At 36.0% G+C, this 20,632-nt stretch carries 23 protein-coding genes, 2 tRNA genes and 2 pseudogenes; 22 read left to right on the top strand and 5 right to left on the bottom strand.

From position 1 onward, the window contains the following. Positions 1 to 104: 104 nt before the first annotated feature. From SAY88_RS19290 to SAY88_RS19265, 6 genes and pseudogenes are all read left to right on the top strand, one after another. On the top strand, positions 105 to 695 hold the full coding sequence (locus SAY88_RS19290; protein WP_332633782.1) for a TetR/AcrR family transcriptional regulator: 591 nt from the start codon (positions 105 to 107) through the stop codon (positions 693 to 695). A gap of 84 nt (positions 696 to 779) precedes the next feature. Then, entirely contained in the window at positions 780 to 2,156 is a 1,377-nt protein-coding gene (locus SAY88_RS19285; protein ID WP_332633781.1) for an MFS transporter, read from the top strand. A gap of 50 nt (positions 2,157 to 2,206) precedes the next feature. Next, positions 2,207 to 2,821 (top strand): FMN-dependent NADH-azoreductase, encoded by a 615-nt coding sequence (locus SAY88_RS19280; protein WP_332633780.1) that lies wholly within the window; start codon positions 2,207 to 2,209, stop codon positions 2,819 to 2,821. Positions 2,822 to 2,896: 75 nt separating this feature from the next. Next, a pseudogene (locus SAY88_RS19275) lies at positions 2,897 to 3,124 on the top strand (luciferase domain-containing protein); the annotation flags it as partial. A 166-nt stretch (positions 3,125 to 3,290) separates the two neighbouring features. Then, on the top strand, positions 3,291 to 4,316 hold the full coding sequence (locus tag SAY88_RS19270) for an ATP-binding cassette domain-containing protein (protein ID WP_332633779.1): 1,026 nt from the start codon (positions 3,291 to 3,293) through the stop codon (positions 4,314 to 4,316). A gap of 32 nt (positions 4,317 to 4,348) precedes the next feature. After that, entirely contained in the window at positions 4,349 to 5,155 is an 807-nt protein-coding gene (locus tag SAY88_RS19265) for an ABC transporter permease (protein ID WP_332633804.1), read from the top strand. A gap of 32 nt (positions 5,156 to 5,187) precedes the next feature. Here SAY88_RS19265 and SAY88_RS19260 read toward each other — a convergent pair. After that, positions 5,188 to 5,349: pseudogene (locus SAY88_RS19260) on the bottom strand (SAV0927 family protein); the annotation flags it as partial. 232 nt (positions 5,350 to 5,581) lie between these two features. Between SAY88_RS19260 and SAY88_RS19255 the strand changes: the two are divergent. Continuing rightward, complete coding sequence (locus SAY88_RS19255; RefSeq protein ID WP_332633778.1) at positions 5,582 to 5,812, top strand: hypothetical protein; 231 nt, start codon at positions 5,582 to 5,584, stop codon at positions 5,810 to 5,812. A 149-nt stretch (positions 5,813 to 5,961) separates the two neighbouring features. Further along, complete coding sequence (locus SAY88_RS19250) at positions 5,962 to 6,462, top strand: hypothetical protein (RefSeq protein WP_332633777.1); 501 nt, start codon at positions 5,962 to 5,964, stop codon at positions 6,460 to 6,462. 351 nt (positions 6,463 to 6,813) lie between these two features. Here the strand turns inward: SAY88_RS19250 and SAY88_RS19245 are convergent, their stop codons facing one another. The 3 genes from SAY88_RS19245 to SAY88_RS19235 all read right to left on the bottom strand — a co-directional run bounded on the left by SAY88_RS19245 (position 6,814) and on the right by SAY88_RS19235 (position 9,263). Beyond that, positions 6,814 to 7,554 (bottom strand): amino acid ABC transporter ATP-binding protein, encoded by a 741-nt coding sequence (locus SAY88_RS19245; RefSeq protein WP_332633776.1) that lies wholly within the window; start codon positions 7,552 to 7,554, stop codon positions 6,814 to 6,816. A 13-nt stretch (positions 7,555 to 7,567) separates the two neighbouring features. Then, on the bottom strand, positions 7,568 to 8,269 hold the full coding sequence (locus tag SAY88_RS19240; protein ID WP_332633775.1) for an amino acid ABC transporter permease: 702 nt from the start codon (positions 8,267 to 8,269) through the stop codon (positions 7,568 to 7,570). A gap of 94 nt (positions 8,270 to 8,363) precedes the next feature. Continuing rightward, a complete protein-coding gene (locus tag SAY88_RS19235; protein ID WP_332633774.1) occupies positions 8,364 to 9,263 on the bottom strand; it encodes a transporter substrate-binding domain-containing protein in 900 nt (299 codons plus the stop codon). A 1,098-nt stretch (positions 9,264 to 10,361) separates the two neighbouring features. On the opposite strand from SAY88_RS19235, the gene SAY88_RS19230 reads away from it, so the two are divergent. After that, a complete protein-coding gene (locus SAY88_RS19230; protein WP_332633773.1) occupies positions 10,362 to 11,051 on the top strand; it encodes a hypothetical protein in 690 nt (229 codons plus the stop codon). Positions 11,052 to 11,369: 318 nt separating this feature from the next. After that, entirely contained in the window at positions 11,370 to 11,804 is a 435-nt protein-coding gene (gene aac(6') / locus SAY88_RS19225) for an aminoglycoside 6'-N-acetyltransferase (protein WP_332633772.1), read from the top strand. 1,127 nt (positions 11,805 to 12,931) lie between these two features. Here the strand turns inward: aac(6') and SAY88_RS19220 are convergent. Further along, complete coding sequence (locus tag SAY88_RS19220) at positions 12,932 to 13,162, bottom strand: helix-turn-helix domain-containing protein (RefSeq protein WP_332633771.1); 231 nt, start codon at positions 13,160 to 13,162, stop codon at positions 12,932 to 12,934. 211 nt (positions 13,163 to 13,373) lie between these two features. Between SAY88_RS19220 and SAY88_RS19215 the strand changes: the two genes are divergently transcribed. The 12 genes from SAY88_RS19215 to SAY88_RS19165 all read left to right on the top strand — a co-directional run bounded on the left by SAY88_RS19215 (position 13,374) and on the right by SAY88_RS19165 (position 20,353). Beyond that, positions 13,374 to 13,757: a hypothetical protein gene (locus tag SAY88_RS19215; RefSeq protein ID WP_332633770.1), complete on the top strand. Its 384-nt coding sequence runs from the start codon at positions 13,374 to 13,376 to the stop codon at positions 13,755 to 13,757. A 104-nt stretch (positions 13,758 to 13,861) separates the two neighbouring features. After that, positions 13,862 to 14,245: a hypothetical protein gene (locus SAY88_RS19210; protein ID WP_332633769.1), complete on the top strand. Its 384-nt coding sequence runs from the start codon at positions 13,862 to 13,864 to the stop codon at positions 14,243 to 14,245. Further along, positions 14,232 to 14,804, top strand: coding sequence for a hypothetical protein (locus SAY88_RS19205; RefSeq protein WP_332633768.1), 573 nt, complete (start codon positions 14,232 to 14,234; stop codon positions 14,802 to 14,804). Before SAY88_RS19210 ends, SAY88_RS19205 begins: the two co-directional genes overlap by 14 nt. 365 nt (positions 14,805 to 15,169) lie before the next feature. Beyond that, positions 15,170 to 15,246: transfer RNA gene (locus SAY88_RS19200), tRNA-Ile, on the top strand. Between the two features lie 58 nt (positions 15,247 to 15,304). Further along, positions 15,305 to 15,425: transfer RNA gene (locus SAY88_RS19195), tRNA-Ala, on the top strand. 121 nt (positions 15,426 to 15,546) lie between these two features. Continuing rightward, positions 15,547 to 16,131 (top strand): hypothetical protein, encoded by a 585-nt coding sequence (locus SAY88_RS19190; RefSeq protein WP_332633767.1) that lies wholly within the window; start codon positions 15,547 to 15,549, stop codon positions 16,129 to 16,131. Positions 16,132 to 16,247: 116 nt separating this feature from the next. Next, positions 16,248 to 16,679: a membrane lipoprotein lipid attachment site-containing protein gene (locus SAY88_RS19185; protein WP_332633766.1), complete on the top strand. Its 432-nt coding sequence runs from the start codon at positions 16,248 to 16,250 to the stop codon at positions 16,677 to 16,679. A 183-nt stretch (positions 16,680 to 16,862) separates the two neighbouring features. Then, a complete protein-coding gene (locus tag SAY88_RS26285) occupies positions 16,863 to 17,150 on the top strand; it encodes a YolC/YozM family protein (protein WP_488803302.1) in 288 nt (95 codons plus the stop codon). A gap of 90 nt (positions 17,151 to 17,240) precedes the next feature. Next, positions 17,241 to 17,480 (top strand): DUF3953 domain-containing protein, encoded by a 240-nt coding sequence (locus tag SAY88_RS19180; RefSeq protein WP_332633765.1) that lies wholly within the window; start codon positions 17,241 to 17,243, stop codon positions 17,478 to 17,480. Between the two features lie 240 nt (positions 17,481 to 17,720). Next, positions 17,721 to 18,251 carry a hypothetical protein gene (locus SAY88_RS19175; RefSeq protein WP_332633764.1) on the top strand — a complete coding sequence of 177 codons (531 nt, stop codon included), beginning with the start codon at positions 17,721 to 17,723 and terminating at the stop codon, positions 18,249 to 18,251. Between the two features lie 119 nt (positions 18,252 to 18,370). Further along, a complete protein-coding gene (locus SAY88_RS19170; RefSeq protein WP_332633763.1) occupies positions 18,371 to 18,697 on the top strand; it encodes a hypothetical protein in 327 nt (108 codons plus the stop codon). 267 nt (positions 18,698 to 18,964) lie between these two features. Then, the gene (locus SAY88_RS19165) at positions 18,965 to 20,353 is read left to right on the top strand and encodes a VanZ family protein (protein WP_332633762.1); all 1,389 of its coding nucleotides are present in this window, start codon (positions 18,965 to 18,967) and stop codon (positions 20,351 to 20,353) included. The last annotated feature ends 279 nt before the right edge of the window (positions 20,354 to 20,632 follow it).

Raw genomic sequence — 20,632 nt, 5'->3', positions numbered from 1 at the left:
TTATGTAAACAAAAATGAAATTTATCTTGACAAAGTTAAAACAGATAAATACAATGTAATCAGATGACAGTGAGTACTGACAGTCAATTAGGAAGGATGAAAGTATGAGCAGCGGTAATAATTTAAGCAACGATGATAAGCTACTGTTGGCAGCGATTGATCTAATAGCGGAGAAAGGCTACAATGGTGTATCTACCCAAGAAATTGCTACTGTGGCAGGTTTGAGTGAAAAAACGCTGTTTCGCCGATTTGGAAGCAAACAAAATCTTCTCGAAAAGGCATTTGACCGTTTTCATTATGCCGAAGAAATGACAAAACTTTTTAACGAGAAACTCGTATGGGAACTGCAAATAGATTTGCTCCTAATCAGTCGGACATATCATAAAATCATGAATCGTAACCGGAAAATGATTATGATTAGCATCAAGGAGGAAGGTAATTTACCCGGGTTTAGAGAAAGAACACAAATACACCCTCGGCAGTTACTGGATATTTTGACCAATTATTTTATGGCTATGTACGAAAAAGGAAAGCTGATTCGAACAGACCCAGAGCTACAGGCGTTGTCGTTCATGATGTTGAATTTCGGCGCTTTTATGAACAACCTGGATTCCAATGATAACTTTCCATCTGTGTCTCTAGAAACATTTATTATGGAGAGTGTGCAAACATTCACTAGGGCTTTAACTCCCTAGTTTTTTCACCAACAATATGACAGTCAGTACAGACAGACATTTATCTTTGTTAAACAAGATTTAATTGAAGGGTGGCTATGGAAAATGGAAAAGGAGGTATCTCAACAAACAGGAAAGAAATTAATGCGTATTGTGATGTTCACACTTGTCCTTTCAGCAATGAGCGTATTGATGTTCAACTTCGTACTTCCCGAAATTAGTAAATCTTTTGATCTTACTACTGCTCAAGTAAGCTGGGTCACTTCATCGTATGCTTTGATTTACGGGATAGGAACAGTCATTTACGGGAAGCTGGCAGACCGATATAAACTCAAAAATTTGCTAACGTTTGGATTGTTATTTTTTGCTTTCGGTTCACTGATTGGCCTTGTATCCCAAACTTACTGGATGTTACTTGTCGGAAGGTGCTTACAGGCAGTAGGAGCTGCTGCTATCCCAGCAACAGCTATGATTATTCCATTACGCTACTTTCCTCCTGAGAAGAGAGGTTCAGCTATGGGTACAGCGTTCATAGGCTTGGCTCTTGGTAGCGCTCTTGGTCCGGTTATTTCTGCATTAATTGTAAGTGTTGCGCATTGGCGCTGGTTATTCTGTATCCCTCCCTTCATTTTAATTACATTGCCCTTTTACCGGAAAAATTTAGGGGATGAGCAAGGGGATCCCGGAAAACTTGATTGGGTTGGTGGTAGTTTTCTGGCTACTGCTTTAACCTTGCTGCTTTTAGGTGTTACGAGTGGAACATGGTGGTTTACTATTGGCGGTTTACTCGCTTTAGCGCTGTTCATAGTGCGAATTCGTTCCGTTTCCGATCCGTTTATTCAACCCAAGCTTTTTACAAATAAGAACTATACTCTCAGACTTACAATAACTTTTCTAATTAGCGGAATTGGTTTTTCTCTTTATTTTCTAAGCCCATTGCTTTTGGCCCATGTACATCATCTATCACCTAGCTGGATCGGTTTTGCGATGGTTCCTGCTGCACTAGCCTCAGCAATACTTGGGAGAAAGGGTGGTAAACTAGCAGACTTGAAAGGGAATTCGTATCTCTACTTTGTTGCATCTGGATTGTTATTGACCTGTTTTATTTTGCTTTCAACCTTCACTGGAATATCTCCCGTATTCATTTCTATCTTTTTGATTTTCGGTAATGTGGGGCAAACCTTTATGATGATTGCGATGTCCAATTCAGTCTCAATGACGTTGCCAAAGGAACAGGCTGGAGTGGGAATGGGACTTTTATCAATGCTAAATTTCATTGCTGGGGGAATGGCTTCAGGGGTTTACGGTAAGGTGGTGGACCTTGGCTCCAATGACCATTGGAACCCGGCAAATATCTATCCAACAGGTATTATTTACAGCAATATATTTCTCGTTCTTGCTGCTTTGCATGTAGGCATTCTGATGTTTTACTATTTTCAGTTTGGCAGAGCAAAGAGAAAAAGCATCCAGTTAGAAGGCTGAAGTTAGTTTAGATTAAGTTTCACTATTACTCATATTTGGAGGAGATTAAAATGACAACAACTTTATTTGTTAAAGCGAACAATCGTCAAGGATCTGTTACGGGGAAATTATATGATGCATTTTTGGAAAGCTATAGAGCATCCCATCTAAATGATTCGGTGATTGAACTCGATTTATATAAAGAAACATTGCCTTATTTAGGTGATGTTATGATTAGTGGAAATTTTAAAGCATCTCAGGGAATGGAACTTACACCACAAGAAAAGGAGGTACATGATATTGTTATTAAGCATCTAGAACAGTTTATCGCAGCTGATAAATTGGTCATTGCTTTTCCACTTTGGAACTTAACTGTTCCAGCCGCTCTACACTCCTATCTGGATTACATGCATTACCCGCGTAAAACATTTAAGTATACAGCTGAAGGCTTAGTAGGTCTATTACCTAATAAGAAAGTGGCTTTATTGAACGCAAGAGGAGGGGTATACGAAGAAGGGGATTCTTCTGAAATGGCTGTAAGTTTTGTTAAGAATCATTTGAACGTTTTTGGTATTACAAACATTACAACGGTTGTCATTGAAGGGCATAATCAATTTCCTGACCAAAGTAAAGCTATTATTGAGGAAGGTCTTCAGGAAGCTACTCAAGCTGCGAAAACATTTTGACATTTGTTTTATTTCAGTACGCATATCAATACAAAACTAATTGTTTATAAACATATTTAAGAAAGGGTGAGGCGAATGATACTTGAATCATTAAGACAGGAGCTTCTTAGCTGGGATGGTGTTAGCGAGCATCCACATCGGTTTGGAGGAGTGGAATTTCGCTATAAAAATAAAGAATTAGGTCATTTGCATGGCGAAAACCTTGCTGACTTTCCTTTTCCTAAATTGGTTAGAGATGAACTCATTCAAGCAAGACTAGCGGACCCACATCATATTCTTCCCAATTCAGGCTGGGTAAGTTTTCAAAGGATGGATCGTATGTAGTCTGGCTTAAAGAAGGTGCTACTCCAGAAAAGGAATTAGAAAATGTTGATGACTAGGTTATGCTCGATATGAATATATAGGTTGTGATTGAACAGAAAAACAACCAAGATTAAAAAAGAATGGAATTTAAGAAGGAGTGAAAAGCTTGAACAAAACATTTAACAAGTCACAAGAATTAGCAATTGAAGTAAAGAGTCTTGTCAAAGAATTTGGCAAAAATCGTGCCGTAGATGGTGTAAACTTAACGATACCTAAAGGGACTGTATATGGTTTCTTAGGGCCGAACGGTGCTGGTAAAACAACTACAGTCAGAATGCTTGCTACACTACTTCCGCCAGATGGCGGCAGTGCAAGTATACTTGGTTATGATCTTGTAAAAGAAGCAGATGAAATTCGCAGTCGGGTAAGCTTGACGGGACAATATGCTTCAGTAGATGAGGTTTTAACTGGGTTAGAAAACCTTATCTTAATTGGTCGGCTCTTAGGTTTTTCAAGAAGGCAAGCGAAGGAGAGAGCGATGGAATTGTTGAATGCCTTCGGGTTGGAGGAGGCTGCAAATCGCCAAGTGAAGAAATATTCTGGTGGTATGCGGCGCAGATTAGATATCGCGGCAAGTATTGTCGTTACACCGGAATTGTTATTCCTTGATGAGCCAACGACAGGGCTGGATCCACGCAGCCGAAATCAAGTGTGGGATATCGTTCGAGCATTAGTTAACTCAGGAACTACTGTATTATTGACTACGCAATATTTAGAAGAAGCAGATCAACTTGCTGACAGGATTGCTGTCATTGATCAAGGTAAAATTATTGCGGAAGGAACGAGTGGGGAGCTTAAATCATCTGTCGGTTCAAGTACGCTACATGTTCGTTTACTAGACCCAAAAGAAAGACAAAAGGCAGAAAAAATACTTGCTCAAAAGCTAAATGTGCCTATTCTTTTTGCCTCTGATCCGACTGCACTTTCAGCACAAGTTTCGGACACGGAGCAGGCAACAGACGCATTAGGAGAATTGATTCGTTCTAATATTACGGTTACTGATTTTTCACTTGGTCAACCTAGCCTTGATGAAGTATTTCTTACATTGACAGGACGACCTCCTTTAGAAGAAGAAGCTGATAAGGAGAGTAAAACGGATAAAAATAAAAAAGTCAAGGAGGCAGTACAGTGAAAACATCCAATCAAACGACAGTAGACCAATCGATGACGGATAAAATCCAAAAAGTATTATCAGTACGTACACGTCCGCAAAGACCTAATGGTTTAAGCTCTTCTATGACAATAGGCTGGCGTGCTCTTCTTAAAATAAAATACGTCCCTGAACAGCTTTTAGATGTTACCGCGTTTCCAATCATGTTCCTGTTAATGTTCACCTACTTATTCGGCGGTGCTATAGCTGGCTCGACAAGTGAATATTTGCAGTTTCTTCTTCCGGGTATTCTAGTAATGACCGTTGTACAGATTACGATGTACACGGGGGTGGAATTAAACAATGATATTTCAAAAGGGATTTTCGATCGTTTCCGTTCCTTGCCTATTTGGCGTCCTTCTATTTTAGTCGGGATGCTCCTTGTGGATTCTGTCCGCTATACGTTAGCATCTGCGGTTATGATTTCCCTCGGTCTTATCATGGGCTTTCGGCCAGAAGGAGGAGCACTTGGTGTAGTTGCTACAGTGGCGCTTCTCATCTTATTTTCATTTAGCTTGTCTTGGATTTGGACGACACTTGGGTTAATTTTACGCTCAGAGAAATCCCTCATGGGTGTAAGTATGTTAGTCATGTTCCCATTAACTTTCATTAGCAACGTTTTTGTCGATCCACGGACACTACCTTCCTGGTTACAGGCTTTCGTTGATGTAAACCCAATCTCACTGCTTGTAACAGCATCACGAGGTTTGATGCACGGTACGGCCACATTTGAACAAATTGGATGGGTAATTATAGCATCCGTAATCATTATGGCGATATTTGCACCTATTACGATGTATTTATATAAAAATAAAAAATAAAGTGTTCGAGTAATTGGTAAATATGACTGGTATTACCGAAAAAACCTAGCGAGGTTCGCTAGGTTTTTTCGATTTAGTATTAAAAGTAATTCGTTCGCGTCTTCCTCATTTAGCTGGAAAGCATGCTCGATATATCCTGGTTCATCTAAATCATCATGGCCAATAATAGCAAAGCGATTCCCTTGTATTGTTAAGTAACAATAAAGTTGTTTAAAAAACGCCAGTCATGCTATTCAACGATCGGGCGCTTTTCTGAAATAAGGAAAGCGTCTTTCTTCATGAAAAGGGCCAGATAATGGAATAAGACTTGGCAGTTAAATTGGATATTTATGTTAAGATAATTAGAGATTGTGAAGGATTGTACTTAAAGTAACGAGGCAGGAAAGCACAAGAAGAAAGATAAAATACAAGGGGGAGATTACTTTTATGTTATGGATTATAACTCAAGATACAAAGGTCTTGGTAAATGTTAAAGAAGTAACCGTAAAAGGCAATTTTATTGAAGGAGTTGTTAGCAGAAGCTTTTTCGTCTATTGGAGTAAAGTATTAGGGAAATATGACACAAATGACAGAGCGAAAGAAATAGTTAAAGAAATTTATTCGAAAATAGAACAAGGCAATAGTAGTATAATAACTTTTTCAATGCCTGCTAAATGATTTTGCTTCTTTAAGTAACGGATAGTTTTTGTTTAACAAAGGTTGCTACGGCAACTCTTTTTCTTGTTGCACTAACGAGCAGAAAAGTGGAAGAAGGTTTTAACCAAAAGGGGGAGATTTAGATATTTTTAAAAAATAAACAAGTCTTTATGTGGGTTATTATTGCTATTGTTCTTGTTTTAATCTGGCTTTTCGCAGGAGGAGATGATAAGAAACAAATAGCAAGTGAAATTAAAAACCATTGGAATGTTACAAACATACATCACATTGAAGTAATAAATGACAATAAATCAGTTGCCTTTTTTAAAACGGTTGATGGTACTGAGATGGAAATGTATCTCGAAAAATCATTGTTTTCTTGGAACAAAAAAAGAGATTATTTCTTTATTCCAGAAGGGATAAATGAACCTATCCATCTTTCATTTTTCGATTCCCCTTATAGTAATGAAGAAGAGTATAACGCTATTTTGCTTAGGGTATTTGATAAAGAAATAGATAGCGTGCAAATTGTCAAAGGTGAGGATATTATTCATAATTTCAAACTTCTTACTAAGGGTTCAGGTGAGAGATTTGGATTGTTTAGAACAGAAAATGATGGAATATATGATGCTGAATATATTGCTTACAATAGTGAAGGTGAAATAATTTAAGAAGGGCTAACAATGAGAATGATCTGGGATACTGGTAGAAGCTTTGATTTAGAACAATTTCTATCTAAAACCGCTAGTAGCTCTTTTATCAACACTGGTAGAGGATTACAATGATCTGCCACAATCGGGCTCTTTAGAGGAATAAAAAGAGCAACCCCTTTACTGGATTTGCTCTTCTTTTAGTGATCGAAATAAGGTTGCTGCCGAACCCCTTGTAGCCTTCTAAATTTCCTACACTGTCATCCGTTTAGAATGATACATCGCAATTGCTTAGTAAACCATTGCAGCGTAATTGAGCTGAACAGGCACACCGTAAAGGGCTTTTTATACGACCGCAAAAACATTATAAAGTTATTCGTCTATCATTCGTAGAAATTGTTTTGTTCGATCTTCTTGGGGATTTTCAAGTACTTGAGCAGGAGGGCCTTCTTCAATAATATAACCGCCGTCCATGAATAGTACTTTGTCTGCCACTCGGCGAGCAAAATTCATTTCATGTGTAACAATGACCATCGTTTGACCTTCCTTCGCAAGATCTTCAATGACTCGAAGCACTTCGCCAACAAGCTGGGGATCGAGTGCAGACGTCGGCTCATCAAACAGCATCACTTCTGGTTTCATCATAAGAGCACGAGCAATAGCTGCTCGTTGTTGTTGTCCACCTGAAAGTGAGTCTGGGTACTTATTACGATGTTCAAACATCCCCACTTTTTGTAGTAATACCTCTCCTTCTTTAATGACCTCCGTTTTATTTCTTTTTTTAACCATTAATGGCGCCTCAATAATGTTTTCCATAACTGTCTTGTGTGGAAAAAGGTGAAACCCTTGAAATACCATCCCAGAATAGCTTCGCAGTTTAATCGTATCTTTTTTACTTGGCGGCTTTCCAACAAACTGTAACTTTTTATTGCCGATCATAATAGATCCACCATTAGGGGTTTCGAGTAAATTTAAACAACGAAGCAATGTTGTCTTTCCTGATCCTGATGGTCCAATCAAACACACTACTTCCCCTTTTTTTACTGAAAAATCAATCGACTCTAGTACCGTAACATTGTCAAATTTCTTCATAAGGTTTTTAACATTAATCATTGATTCACCTCATTTATCGTCGGCTCAAATATCGATTATACCGTTTTTCTAATCTCTCTTGGAAATGACCAATAACGATACAAACAACCCAATAGATAAGGGCTGCTGTTATATACATTGTCATACTATCAAATGTTCGACCAGCAACGAGTCGCGAACTATATAATAATTCCTGTACTGTAATGATTGATGCAAGCGACGTCCCTTTAACAACATCCATGAAAATATTAAATGTTGGTGGGAGCGCAATACGTGTGGCTTGTGGGATTATGATGCGGCGAAGCGTTTGTACATAACCCATTTGTAACGAAGCTGCCGCTTCCCATTGTCCGCGAGGTACTGACATAATTGCTGAACGGACGACTTCAGCAATATAAGCTGCAAAATTCAAGCTAATCCCAACAATACCAGCAACAATTGCACTACTAAATTGAACACCTAATACCGGGACACCATAATAAAGAATAAAAATAAAAACGAGTAAAGGTGTTCCTCGCATAAATGAAATATAGAGCCGAGCTGGCCAGCGTAAAAACCAGAATTTTGACATCCTTGTAATTCCTAGTAATGTACCAAGAACCAAGGCAAAAAACATACTAAATAGGGCAATAATCATTGTGATTTTTAAGCCCTCAAGTAAAAAAGGTAATGAATCGATTGCAAGTTGTGGATTATATAAATGTTCCCACTTAATTTCAGTAAACCATTCAAACATGCTGACACCTTCTTTAAAAAGAAATTGAAAAAGAAAGAGGCTGACTCAACAGACTTAAGCCACCCTCAAATGGAAAGGTGCCTGGCACCTCAGCTTATTTCCCGTCTAACCCAACGACTTCTGAACTGTTCACTGGCTGGGAAACGTCTTCACCTAGAAATTGTTCAGAAAGGCGAGCGACTGTTCCGTCTTCTAACAATTCTTGCATCACTTCATCTAACCGCTCTTTTAATGAAGTGTTTCCTTTTAACATAATGATTGCACTTTCGGTTGTATGATATTTTACCTGTTCTGCAACCGCTAAACGATCATCAGCAAATCCTTCTAATGTACGGTGAAGAACGAGACGATCATTTAAATACCCATCACTATTTCCGTTAATGATGTCACGCAGGATCGCTTCCACTCCTCCGTCATAAGCTACTCCGTCAGCTCCAATATTATCTGCAAAAATTGCATAGTTACTGGTTAATGAGCCTAGTGCTACTTTTACGCCTTCTAAATCATAAGCAGATTCAAATTTATCAACGTCTTCTGCACGTATAATGATAGATCCATATGAATACTTATGTGGAATAACAAAGTCAAATGTTTCTTTGCGTTCTTCTGTAATAGCAAAATCGTTTGCTGCAATGTCAATTTGACCATTGCGTAAAGCAGGTAAAATTCCATCAAAGTCCATCGTACTAAATTCTACTTCAAGTCCTAAACGTTCTCCGATTTCACGAATGAGTTCTACATCAAAGCCTGTTAACTCATTATTCTCATCGTAATATGTAATAGGTGAATAAGTTCCTGATGTACCAACAACCAGTTTCCCTGCTGCTTCAACATCAGCCCAAGCTGTATCTGCTGTTTCTCCTTCTTCTTTAGCAGTTTCTCCAGTTTCAGCTTCTGTATCTGTATTTTCAGCTGGTGCATCTTCAGCTGATCCACATGCTGCTAGTATAAACATTAACACTAAAGCAACAAGAATTGACCCGATATTTTTCATTTACTTCATCTCCCTCTTTTAATTCCCGAGTTGTACAATCGGAATTATATAATGAATTATATAATTGATTAGAAATATGTCAATCTTATTTGTTATTTTCTTTTTTTTCTGATATTTCGATTAATAAAAGTGTAAACCAATAAAAATAGTCGCAACATCTCATTTAAAGAAATATAAATGCAAAAAGCATACTAGAAATGAACGCTCGCTAGCAAAATATCAATACAACTCTGAAGGATTAAGGGTCAGATATCTATCTAAATATTAGAGACCGGTTAAATGGAGAAATATTAAAAAGTAAAAAAATTGCTAGAGAACTACCACTTGAACATATGTATAACCAATATTTAGGGAAATTAAAGTGGGTTGATAAAAATGAACTTCATTTTTACCATTATTACAAAACAACTCCCCAGTATATACTTAATGTGGAGGAAAGCTCGTTATAAAAAATAATTTTTAAAATGACATCTATATTCTTGCCTAGTATAACTACTACTGATGATATGGGAATATAGCAATCCATATTAAAGTCTTGTCTATCTAATTAAGAAACTGAGCTTTATAAAATAGGAGGCTGTTAAAAGGTCATAATGACGTTTTGACAGCCTTTTTATACAAATGCGGGAAAATTTTGGAGATGGGACTGGAAGAATTCATTGGACTCCAAGCAAAAAATAAAGAATCATTTAAACAAGAGCATGCACGTATCATGAAGGATAAAGGGGGAGTACGTAGTATTTTAATTCTTATTTTTTTATCATTTGTAATTCTAACAGGTACTTTCCTTTTATAACGATCTTCAGCAATCGGGCGCTTTTCTGAAATAAGGAAAGTGTCTTTTTTCATGAAAAGGGCCATATTGTTGAGGAGAGTAAACACATATTTATAAATAATGTAATCGAAATTGTGAAGGATTACACTTAAACTAACGAAGAATAGTGAAATAATATGACAATAGAAATTACCGATTCCGAATTAATCTATCAAAGGAAAAACTTAATTAAACTTTTACATAAAACCACTCAATTATTTAAATTTTAAAATTAATATAAAACTAGGAAATATTCTAATTTCAAAATCAAGGAGGAAGATCCTATGCGAGGACCAATACATATGCTACGAATGCGCCTTAGTGCATCATCTTTTGTGATCTCTGGAATCTTGTTTGTACTTTATCCAACGATACGACCCTTTTCAGATGAAACATCCTTGCAAGGTACCGCAGCTTTCGCCTCCATCGATTGGCTAGTGGCACATATACTAGCCATTGTTGCTTTTACACTACTACCACTAGGTTTACTTGGGCTTCACAACTCTTTACAAGAGAAAGCCGTAAACTCTCTTATGTATTGGGCGGTTGTGCTGTGTTTGATAGGAATAGGTCTAACCTTACCGTTTTACGGAGGGGAAACGTTCGGTCTACATGCTATAGGGCAAGAAGCTATAAGGCAGCAGACCGCCACCCTTGTTAGTTTATCAACTGTCGTCCGTTCTGGCGCAGGTCTCGTAATGTTCCTTGTAGGACTCCTACTACTTTCCATTGCAGCGATTATACTGGCTATCGCAATTTGGAGGTCTGGCAGGTATCCGAAATGGAGTGGTATTCCTTTCGCTATCGGAATGGGATTATATATTCCGCAATTTTTCGGTGGGCAGCCGCTACGAATAGCCCACGGAATTCTGATCGCCATAGGTTGTATATGGATAGCGGTAGGCTTGTGGAGGCAAAGTAACCATAATATTGAACAACAAATACAGTCTACTACTTTCGGCTCCGAAAGTTAGTCAACAGTTACAAATTTGGACTAGGAAATGGATAACTTACTTTATTACTAAAGATTGTGAATAAATATACTTAAGCTAAAGGGCGCTTTTCTGAAATAATGAAAGCGTCTTTCTTCATGAAAAGGGCTATTATATTGAATAAGGGGTTGGATAAAACTCAAATGTTTTATGTAGTTCCCCAGTTAAGTGACAATAAAGTTGTTTCAAAAAACAGGACTAACATTCAGTATTGTTTGTTCATAACGTTTAAAATGGAATAAAGGAATATTCGCCAATCGAATATTTAAGTAAAGGGCAGAATTAATTTGGAGGTTTTATATGCTAAAAGAGGCGACATTACCGGAAGCAAAAGAAGCTGCTCACCTAGCTTTACTACTTTGGCCAGGTCACACTTTAGAGGAAGTTAAACAAGAAATGACGTATTTTATTGCTCAGCCTGACGCAATAGTTATTTTAGCTTATCATGACAGCGAAACAATTGGTTTTGCACAATGCCAACTGCGATATGATTATGTTGAAGGGACAAGTTCAAGTCCGGTAGGATATTTAGAGGGACTTTACGTAAAAGAGGCTTTTCGTAAACAAGGCTTTGCTAAAAATTTAGTTAATGCTTGTGAGAATTGGGCTAAGAAAAAAGGTTGTCACGAGTTTGCTAGTGACTGTGAATTAGAAAATGAAGAAAGCTTAGCAATGCATCTTAAATTGGGATTTAGTGAAGCAAATCGTATTATTTGTTTTAAAAAGATGTTATAAGATCGGACGTAAATTGAGGATTCATCAATCAAATTAAACACTTTATTTTACTTATATCCAGAATAGTGTAACAATCTCGCTATTTATTGTTTATTCAAGAAAAGGGGGCAAGAGTTGAAGATCAATACCACCAACATAACATATATCGATCTTCCGCAATCGGGCGCTTTTTCGTAATAAGGAAAAGTGCGCATATTACATATAAGGGCCATTTAATGAAATTAACTTACGAATAAAAATTGGATATTTATATTAAATAGCTATTTTGTAGGTTAATTTACTAACACACTTTTAAAAAATATATAGTATATATAGTTATGAAACATATAGCATACTCACCTCCTTTCTTTTCATGCTGTACTTTGATAAAATGACTACCTTTCTTTCCCCTAGGTAGTCCTAATTTATAAACTACATGCAAAAGAAGCCTTCACAGATGTGAGGGCTTCTTTACATGGTTATTTGATTTACTCATTGAGGTTGCGTGTAATTGAATGATTTAAAGGAAAATGGAATGAAAATTCATGTCAGATAATACATTATATCTTATTGGGAATTGTGAAAAAATGGATATTCTAAAAGGTGAAAGGAGTGTTGCTCCGTGAAAACGAACTTTGCAGAAGTTGTTAAAAGCTTTGAAAACCGTCTAAAACGCAAATTAACGGACGTTGAATACCGCATACTCTACTTAAATTTTGTTAAGTCTACTCAGAATCGCAAGTAAATCATTCTTATCTCTTCCTGTCCATTGTACTAATTCTTCTATAGTGGGATTCCTACCTTTTGTCATTTGTATGTTTTGTATAATTTGTTTAACTTTACGTTCTATATGATTCAAAAAATCACCTTTTTAAATACATTATATACGAACGTATATTCTTTCATCAAATGGAGAAAGCCCTCATTACTCATTGCGGTAGGCTTCGCTGGTACACCCATACAACGCTACAATTATTTGAGAAACGTTCTCTGAAGCAATTAACTTTTCTTTTGTATAGAGTTGGTCATCTAATTGCTTCAGATAGGAACTACTAAACAAAAAATGAAACAAAAAATGAAACAAAAAAATCTGATAATCTCTACTTAACTTGGTAGTAAAAGCCCACCTCATCAAAAAGGTGGGCTTTTTACATATCCCAAAAGTCTGTGTAATCAATGTTAGAATCATGTCTTCTTAACGCTTTAATAATTTTCTTTGCATTTTTTATGCTCGGTTCAAACTCTTCTGGATCACATAGACGACTAATAGTACTTTTGCTAACTCCACTTTCCTTTGCTATTTCCTGCTGTGTAATAGAATTTTTATCAAGGTATTTACCGAACTTTGAACGTTTTTTTCCTAAACCAAACCAACTCATATAAATCTCCTTCCCTTTGTTTATTAGTAGCCATTATGTCCAATATTCCAATATTTAAAACTTTCTCCAATTCGTAGGAATAGTGGACAAGCAGTGCTTAATATCCTTTACCAAAGACGTAAGAGAGCGTCCCGCCAATAAAGTGGAATGGTGATGCTAGTTGTATCAATGGGAGTCAATACACGTCAACAAGACGTCAGGAGGGGTTTATATGTATAGACCGACGGTGAGATATGAGGATGTGTACAAAGAGTATGTGGAGAATGTTTTTCATGCTACCCATCTAGATCGCAGTCAAATTATAAGAGCAGCACTATTTATTGCTGGGCACACAGAACAGTTTTCTAGAATAATAGAACCTTATATAAGAAGGGGGATGTCTTTGCCGTCTCCGTTATGGAACGAAGAGGATGAAGAACTTTGGTTAAACCAAAAAGTAGTTGAACCTATGGAGGTTCAACAAGTGACTAAGGCCGTTCAAACGAAACCGGTTAGATTCGAAGAAAGAAGAGTGGAGGAACAGCCAATAGCAAGTCCAAAAGTGTTTAGTCCCGGTGGTGGGGTGTCCATTACGTTTGGAGGAAGTAATAGGTGACGTCCCTCTTCTCTATCTGGGAAAATTCTTACCACGTTACCTGGATACCGAGTTACCCAAGGCTAAGGGAGGGATTTTATAAAAAAATGAAGGTGGGGAGTAAGGTGCGGTTAAATCCTATGTTAAACAAACAGAAGAAAGACGTCTTTAGGAGACCTCGTTCTGATAAAAAACGGGATATAAAAATCCCTGTTACCAAAGAAGAAAAATTATTTATTATCAGAGCAGCGGTCGAGAGAAAAGAATCAGAAACGGATTATTGTACTCAACTTTTGAAGTCGTCTTTATCAAGAAATACAGAATTTGAGGAAGTGGAGTATGTTAACCACAAAGATACAGTTCATGTAAAGGTCAATGCTTTTCTAGAAGAACAAATTGCTTATTATGCAGCATTGTGGGGGTGTCGTAGTATTCGGAAGGTGACACATCGGATTTTCATGCAATCATTACGACTGGAGAGAGGGGAAATTATTTTTGAGGGCATATAGTGAGAAAAACCTTATTGGCCAAGAGTTAAAGCCATCAAGTTTTATGACTCGGTTTTTTATCCCCACGAACACAGAGTTACGGTTAATGGTACCAAGAGATATTTATTTTAGAGCTCAGGTGTTGTGTGAAGATGTGTATGAACTAACAGAAAATCGGTTTAAATTAGGGAACCTTGTTGAGATGTTATGGGAAGACTTCCTTGATTACGTGAGGAGAAAACAAGACATAAAAGCAACCTATCAACTTCTTCTTGAATACGACCAAGGAACGCCTAATGTAAGATTGAAAAAATATGATGAAAAGAACATAGAAGAAGTGCCTCTTTATCCAGTAAGAAAATCTCCAGTAGAAGAAGAAGTCGAGGTCTTCTATTCTAAAATGAAAAGGAAGGATGCACTAAGAGGAGAAGTGATGCTTTCAGATATAGCGCAGGTATTCCCTAATCACCACTTTACGCTAGAGAGGGTATTAGAAATACTTCTGATTGATTTTATTGTTAAGTATAGCAAGGGTGAAGCGCAAAAAATTGTGAAAGAATTTCTCGATGATGAAAAATAAAATAAAAAGGAGTAGGTTAACTAACTCATTCCACAAAAGGAATCGTTAACATATTGTTTTTAGTTAGGTTCCTGTATTTAACTTTACACTTCATATATGGATCAAATGAAATGAAATCTTTCGTTTCTTTTACGACGTGATCACTATACGTTTGATAAACTTTATTACGGGCTTGAGGGGGCATAAACTCTATCAAGCCTATATCGTAAGTATCGGAAGGTGCGGCTGGATCACCTTCTTTCTATGGAGTTTAACTCTAGTCGACAAACAACTTTGGTTGTTTGTCGCTTGTGCTATTTGTTCAGTTTTGAGTTCTCTCAAAACTCTCTATCTAATATGAGATCTATTTCTCACATACATGGTGGGGGCCTGTAGCTCAGCTGGTTAGAGCGCACGCCTGATAAGCGTGAGGTCGGTGGTTCGAGTCCACTCAGGACCACCATAATATAACAACTAATCAAACGATTGTTTTAATTGATCGTTTGTTTAAAAACGCTCGGGGCCTTAGATCAGCTGGGAGAGCGCCTGCCTTGCACGCAGGAGGTCAGCGGTTCGATCAAGGAATAGAAAGGTGGAGTATAAAACTGTTGAGTGACATAGGGTTGTTCCGTTAAAGGGCCAGATTCTGGAGTAAGGCTAATTAGAACTAACTGACAATTTAGAATGATATCGGGTTAAATAATCCTAATATTTTACAATTCGTGTTAAAATTAAGATAATTAAGTTATTTTAAGGAGGGTATATGGGTTCTTATAAAAAAGGTGTATTACTTTTAACTTATTTAACATCTTTCTACGGCTTTATAGCTGCATTATTTTACTTCAACGGATTTGGCGGTTTAATAGGTGGAACATTTTTTTTGGATTTGAAAACAGTTGAGGGAATTGGAGATGACGTTCCATTAGCAATAGTCAGTGGTCTTATTTTTCTTTGGTTACTTTTTGGGGTTGTCTATATTGCAAATAAATATTCTTCTTCTTACAACGTAGTTGATTACGAGACCGAAAACGTAAAAAATCTAGTCGCTGCCACGAACCAAGATTATATGTATCACAAAGTAGCAACCGACAATGGACCGAAAAAATCTAATATGGAAATGGTGTTGTACGTACTAGGTCTTTTCATTTTTGGAGGTTTATTGTTTACCTCAATTATTGAGGCGAGCTTCTATATTGAAGAATATTCAACGTACAAATTGTGGGAATTCCGTATTAGCACTATTTTCATTGCCATTTTATATTTTCTAATTGTTTATTTTTATCATAAGAAATCCAAAAAATTATTAAGTGAACAAACCACTATGAACAAGTATAAAAAGAGTTCATAAAATCATTTTGTGAAATATTACACTTAAACTAAAGGGAGCTTTTGTTTAACAAAGGTTGCTACGGCAACTCTTTTTCTTGTTGCACTAACGAGGCAGTAATATAAAGGGGGATAATATTGAAAAAAATATTGTTAATACTGTTGAGTATTGTTACATTATCTGGATGTAATGCAAACTCTTCTTTGTCCTTTGCAGAAGTAAGTCAAGAGAGTATCAGCAAAGATATTCAATTATTTTTTCAAGGTGTTAAAGAAGAAAATGGAGTCCATCTTTACCTTGATAAGAAGAATAACGCTGTATTTGTATACTTTAATGGGTCAAATGTTATTCAAGATGAAAAAGCTGTCTACTTTACTAGCTTTGATATTGAAAGCGAAAATGACACATTAAACTTATTATATAAGAGTGAGGAAACATCTGATTATTCAAATTCATCATTAGAACACGAGCTTTTCTATAAAGTGAACTTAGATAAATACTATGAGGAAGTTAAACTTTTAAATAATGGTAATGAGACATCTTTTGGGACAATATCAGGAAATAACTAATTTTCTTATTGAATTAACGGAGAGCTTTTCTTCAATAACGAACTTCCACAATCGGGCGCTTTTCTGAAATAAGGAAAGCGTCTTTCTTCATGAAAAGATCCAGATAATGGAATAAGACTTGGTAGTTAAATTGGATATTTATGTTAAAATAATTAGAGATTGTGTATCTGTGTTGTAGGAGGGATGTTCTTGAGGAGATTATTGAATGTAATCCTGCTTAGTTTTTTGGTTCTTTTTTTAATTTTGTGTTCCAGTAATGATTTAACTGAAGATAAAAAGCTATTACAGTTTGCAGAGAAGGCTTGGGAGGACTTTTATATAGAGTCATATATGATACTTCCTGAAACTAAGGAGGTATATTTCATGATAAATGAAGATATTGATAGAGAGGCTTTTGAAGCAGAATTAAATAAAAGATTAGCTAATAGTGAACTAAGTCACTATTCTTTAATCATTGATATGAAACTCTAAATTCTCAAACTTTTAGCACGGTGCATTGCGTCCAAGATAATATTATAGTCAAAGATGTGGTTGTTTCTTTTTATTTTTAAGGGGATGAAGATGAAATTATGGATGAAGATAATAAAAACAATTTTAGCAATTATTGTGATTTCTTTATCAGCGTATAGTTTAATAACGGATGAATATATAATATTGCCTTATACACTATTACTCTTAGGGCTAATGCTTTTAGTTATAAGAATTACTGAAATTCAAGAGAAACGAAAAGTAACAGGGGTTTTTTCTTTTCTTTCTTCTGGATTTGTTTTGTATGTCAGTATAAATGGTTTATTCAGCTAAAGGGAACTTTTCTTCAATAACGATCTTCAGCAATCAGGCGCTTTTCTGAAATAAGGAAAGCGTCTTTCTTCATGAAAAGGGTCAGATAATGGAATAAGACTTGGCAGTTAAATTGGATATTTATGTTAAGATAATTAGAGATTGTGAAGGATTGTACTTTATTTATAGAGGGAGTTTACTTGAGCAAGGTTCCTAAGTGGAAGCGTCTTGGATAATTAAAAAAAGATTGGAAGGGTTTAAATGAGACCAATAATTCTATTCATGAGCATTGTATTTATATTATTCGGTTGTAGTAGTAAGGGATATGACACGCTTCAAGAAGCAGTGCAAAGTAAATGGGATTACCCTATACAAGTTCTTAATCAAGATGAAGAGAATCAGGTAGTTGTTTATTTAGACAAATATGAAGATGATTTTCAATATGTAGTAGGGCTGTATCAATTTGATAACAATAGGTACAGCTATAATCATGAACCAAGTGAAGGACATGGCTCATCTGCGGGTAGAGGATATCCCATATTTGTAAAACCTGTTCAATTCGAAGGGGTAAAACCCATTTTATATGGAGCTGTTGTGACAGAAGAGCATGTAGCAACTAACTTTGTCATTCACTATACAAACGGTCAATCACAAGAGATATCGGCAAAAAACAATACCATTATAACAGAATACCCTTCTTTTATTACTCAAGACATACATCAATACTTTGGGGAAATGGATAATGTGATTGCTTATGATGAAAACGGAGAAGTAATAGCAAGTTGGAGATAATCACAGAAACCTGATTACGAAAGAACGATATGTCGCTAACGGGAGTTTACTGAAATAAGGTTCACAATTTCAATCCATTGGGGTATTTTGGCAGTATATAAACCATAAGGAGGAATTATATGACAGAAACTGATATTGCTATTGGGATTTATGTTTCTTTTCTAATTATATGTTTTTTTGCAAGTCTTAAATATGCTTCATTTATGATTAAGAAAACAGGTTTAGTCTTAGCACAGTCTATTGCCGCAGCATCCATTAACTTATTGTTAGGGATTATTGCGATAATTGGTTGGTTTTGCTATGTGTGGGGAGTTAATGAATTCTTGTTTTTTGGAGGATTAGTATTAGGAATTATCTTATTAATCACTAGCTTAGTGGTGCTGTCATTAACCCTGTTTTTTAGAAGAAAAGTCTTGATTAAGAATTACAATAAAAACCTTAATTAAAGGATTTCCTTGTGTAACTAAACGGGCGCTTTTATGGAATAACGGTAAAATACTAATGCCTCTGATGAGTTTGAAAAGTAAAGAACTTTTTTAAAAATAGCTCCGCATTTTTCAACGGAAGAATGCGGCTTCACGCCGTTAAAAGTAAAAAATTTATTTTCACCTAACAATTAACTACAGATTTAGGAGGTGATTTAGAAAGAAGTAAAAGGTACTAGATAAGAAAAGGTTAATACAATTCATGCTTTTGTATGAGGGAGATAGAAAATGAGATTACAAGAAATCATTGGTATAGTAAGAGAATATTTTTTTCTAGCATTAACAGCAGTAATTGTTTTAGGGATTATTTTCTTTATAGGGTATTTCATTATATATAAAAGTCTCTTTGGAGGGAAGAAAAGTCTTCCAAAGAAGCAATTGCTTATTGGAGGATTGTTTATAGGGTATGTAATCATGGTTATAGGAGTGACCTTTTTGAATAGAGGTGCGAATTTTCAGGGTGTGAATGTATCTTTTTTCAGTACATACCGAGAAGCTTGGAATAGCTTTAGTGTAAGACATTGGCAATTTGTGATTTTAAATATATTCATGTTTGTACCATTCGGTATCCTTTTGCCACTATTGCATTCTCGTTTTCAAAGAGCGATTTGGACAATCGGAGCGGCATTGTTATTTACCCTATCCATTGAAAGTATCCAGTTAATAACGGGATACGGTAATTTTGTCGTTGATGATCTATTTAACAATCTACTAGGTGCAATTATTGGATATGGTATCATCATGGGATTCATCACAATTAAAGCAAGGGGATTAAAGCAATCTTTTTTGTATGTTTCACCTTTATTTCTAGTGGTTATCCTATTTGGAAGCATGTTTACTTATTACCATTTGAAGGAGTTTGGAAATCTCTCCATCGGATATACTCTTAGGACTGATATGACGAAAGCAACAACCACTATTGATGTACAGCTCGATGATAATAGAACAACAGTCCCAGTCTATATGGGACCGCGCTATCCAAAGGCTTCTGCTGATGAATTTGTCATAGATTTTTTGGGGAAAATGAATCTTGATACATCGAATATGGAGGTTATTTCCTATCAGAATGAAGGTATTTATTGGATTGGAGATGAGAGATCTCATAATATGTGGTTTCGTTTCTTAGATGGAAGTTACAGTTATACGGATTTTTCAAGCTTTGATGAAGGTATAGAACCAAAAGACGTAGATGAGGCAACCTTACTAGAAAACGTAATACAATTCGGTATAGATATTCCTCAAGACTCACTTTTACAAAAAGTTGATACTGGGAGATATGAGTGGATTGTAGATAAAAAGGTTATAGGAAATCAGCTAATAGATGGTGTTTTAATGGTTAGTTATTACAATGATAATACAGTGAAAGTAATTGACAATCAGCTAATAACCTATGACAAGGTGAGAGATGTTCAAATAAAAAGCGAACAAGAAGCGTACAACGAAATTTCAGATGGGAAATTTAGAAATTACTCTCAAAACAAAGTGATAGAAACCTTACATATTCACAAAGTAGAGGTGAGCTATCTTTTAGATTCCAAAGGCTATTATCAACCTGTTTATGTTTTTCATAGTACAGTAGATGGAATGGAGATGACGATCTTAATTCCGGGAATCTAGAAATCTTTATTGCTGATTATAGTAATTCCAACGAGTTAGGGCAATACAATTTAAAAAACTCAACAACACTTTAATTTCATTTCAGGAAGCTTTTGTTCAACAAGGCTTTGACAATAATCTTCCACAATCGGGCGCTTTTCTGAAATAAGGAAAGTGTCTTCTTTATGAAAAGGGCCAGATTCTGGAGCGTGGAAGGAAATGACATCGAACTCTTTAGCGGGGCAGGTAGAATTGATATATAATTTTTAACAATGTGAAAATCATTTAAGGAGGGAATAG

It is taken from the genome of Halalkalibacter flavus (genome assembly GCF_036663575.1).
Classification (GTDB): domain Bacteria; phylum Bacillota; class Bacilli; order Bacillales; family Bacillaceae_D; genus Halalkalibacter; species Halalkalibacter flavus.
The sequence above is the reverse complement of the archived record's forward strand: the minus strand, read 5'-3'. Positions and strand labels throughout refer to the sequence as shown.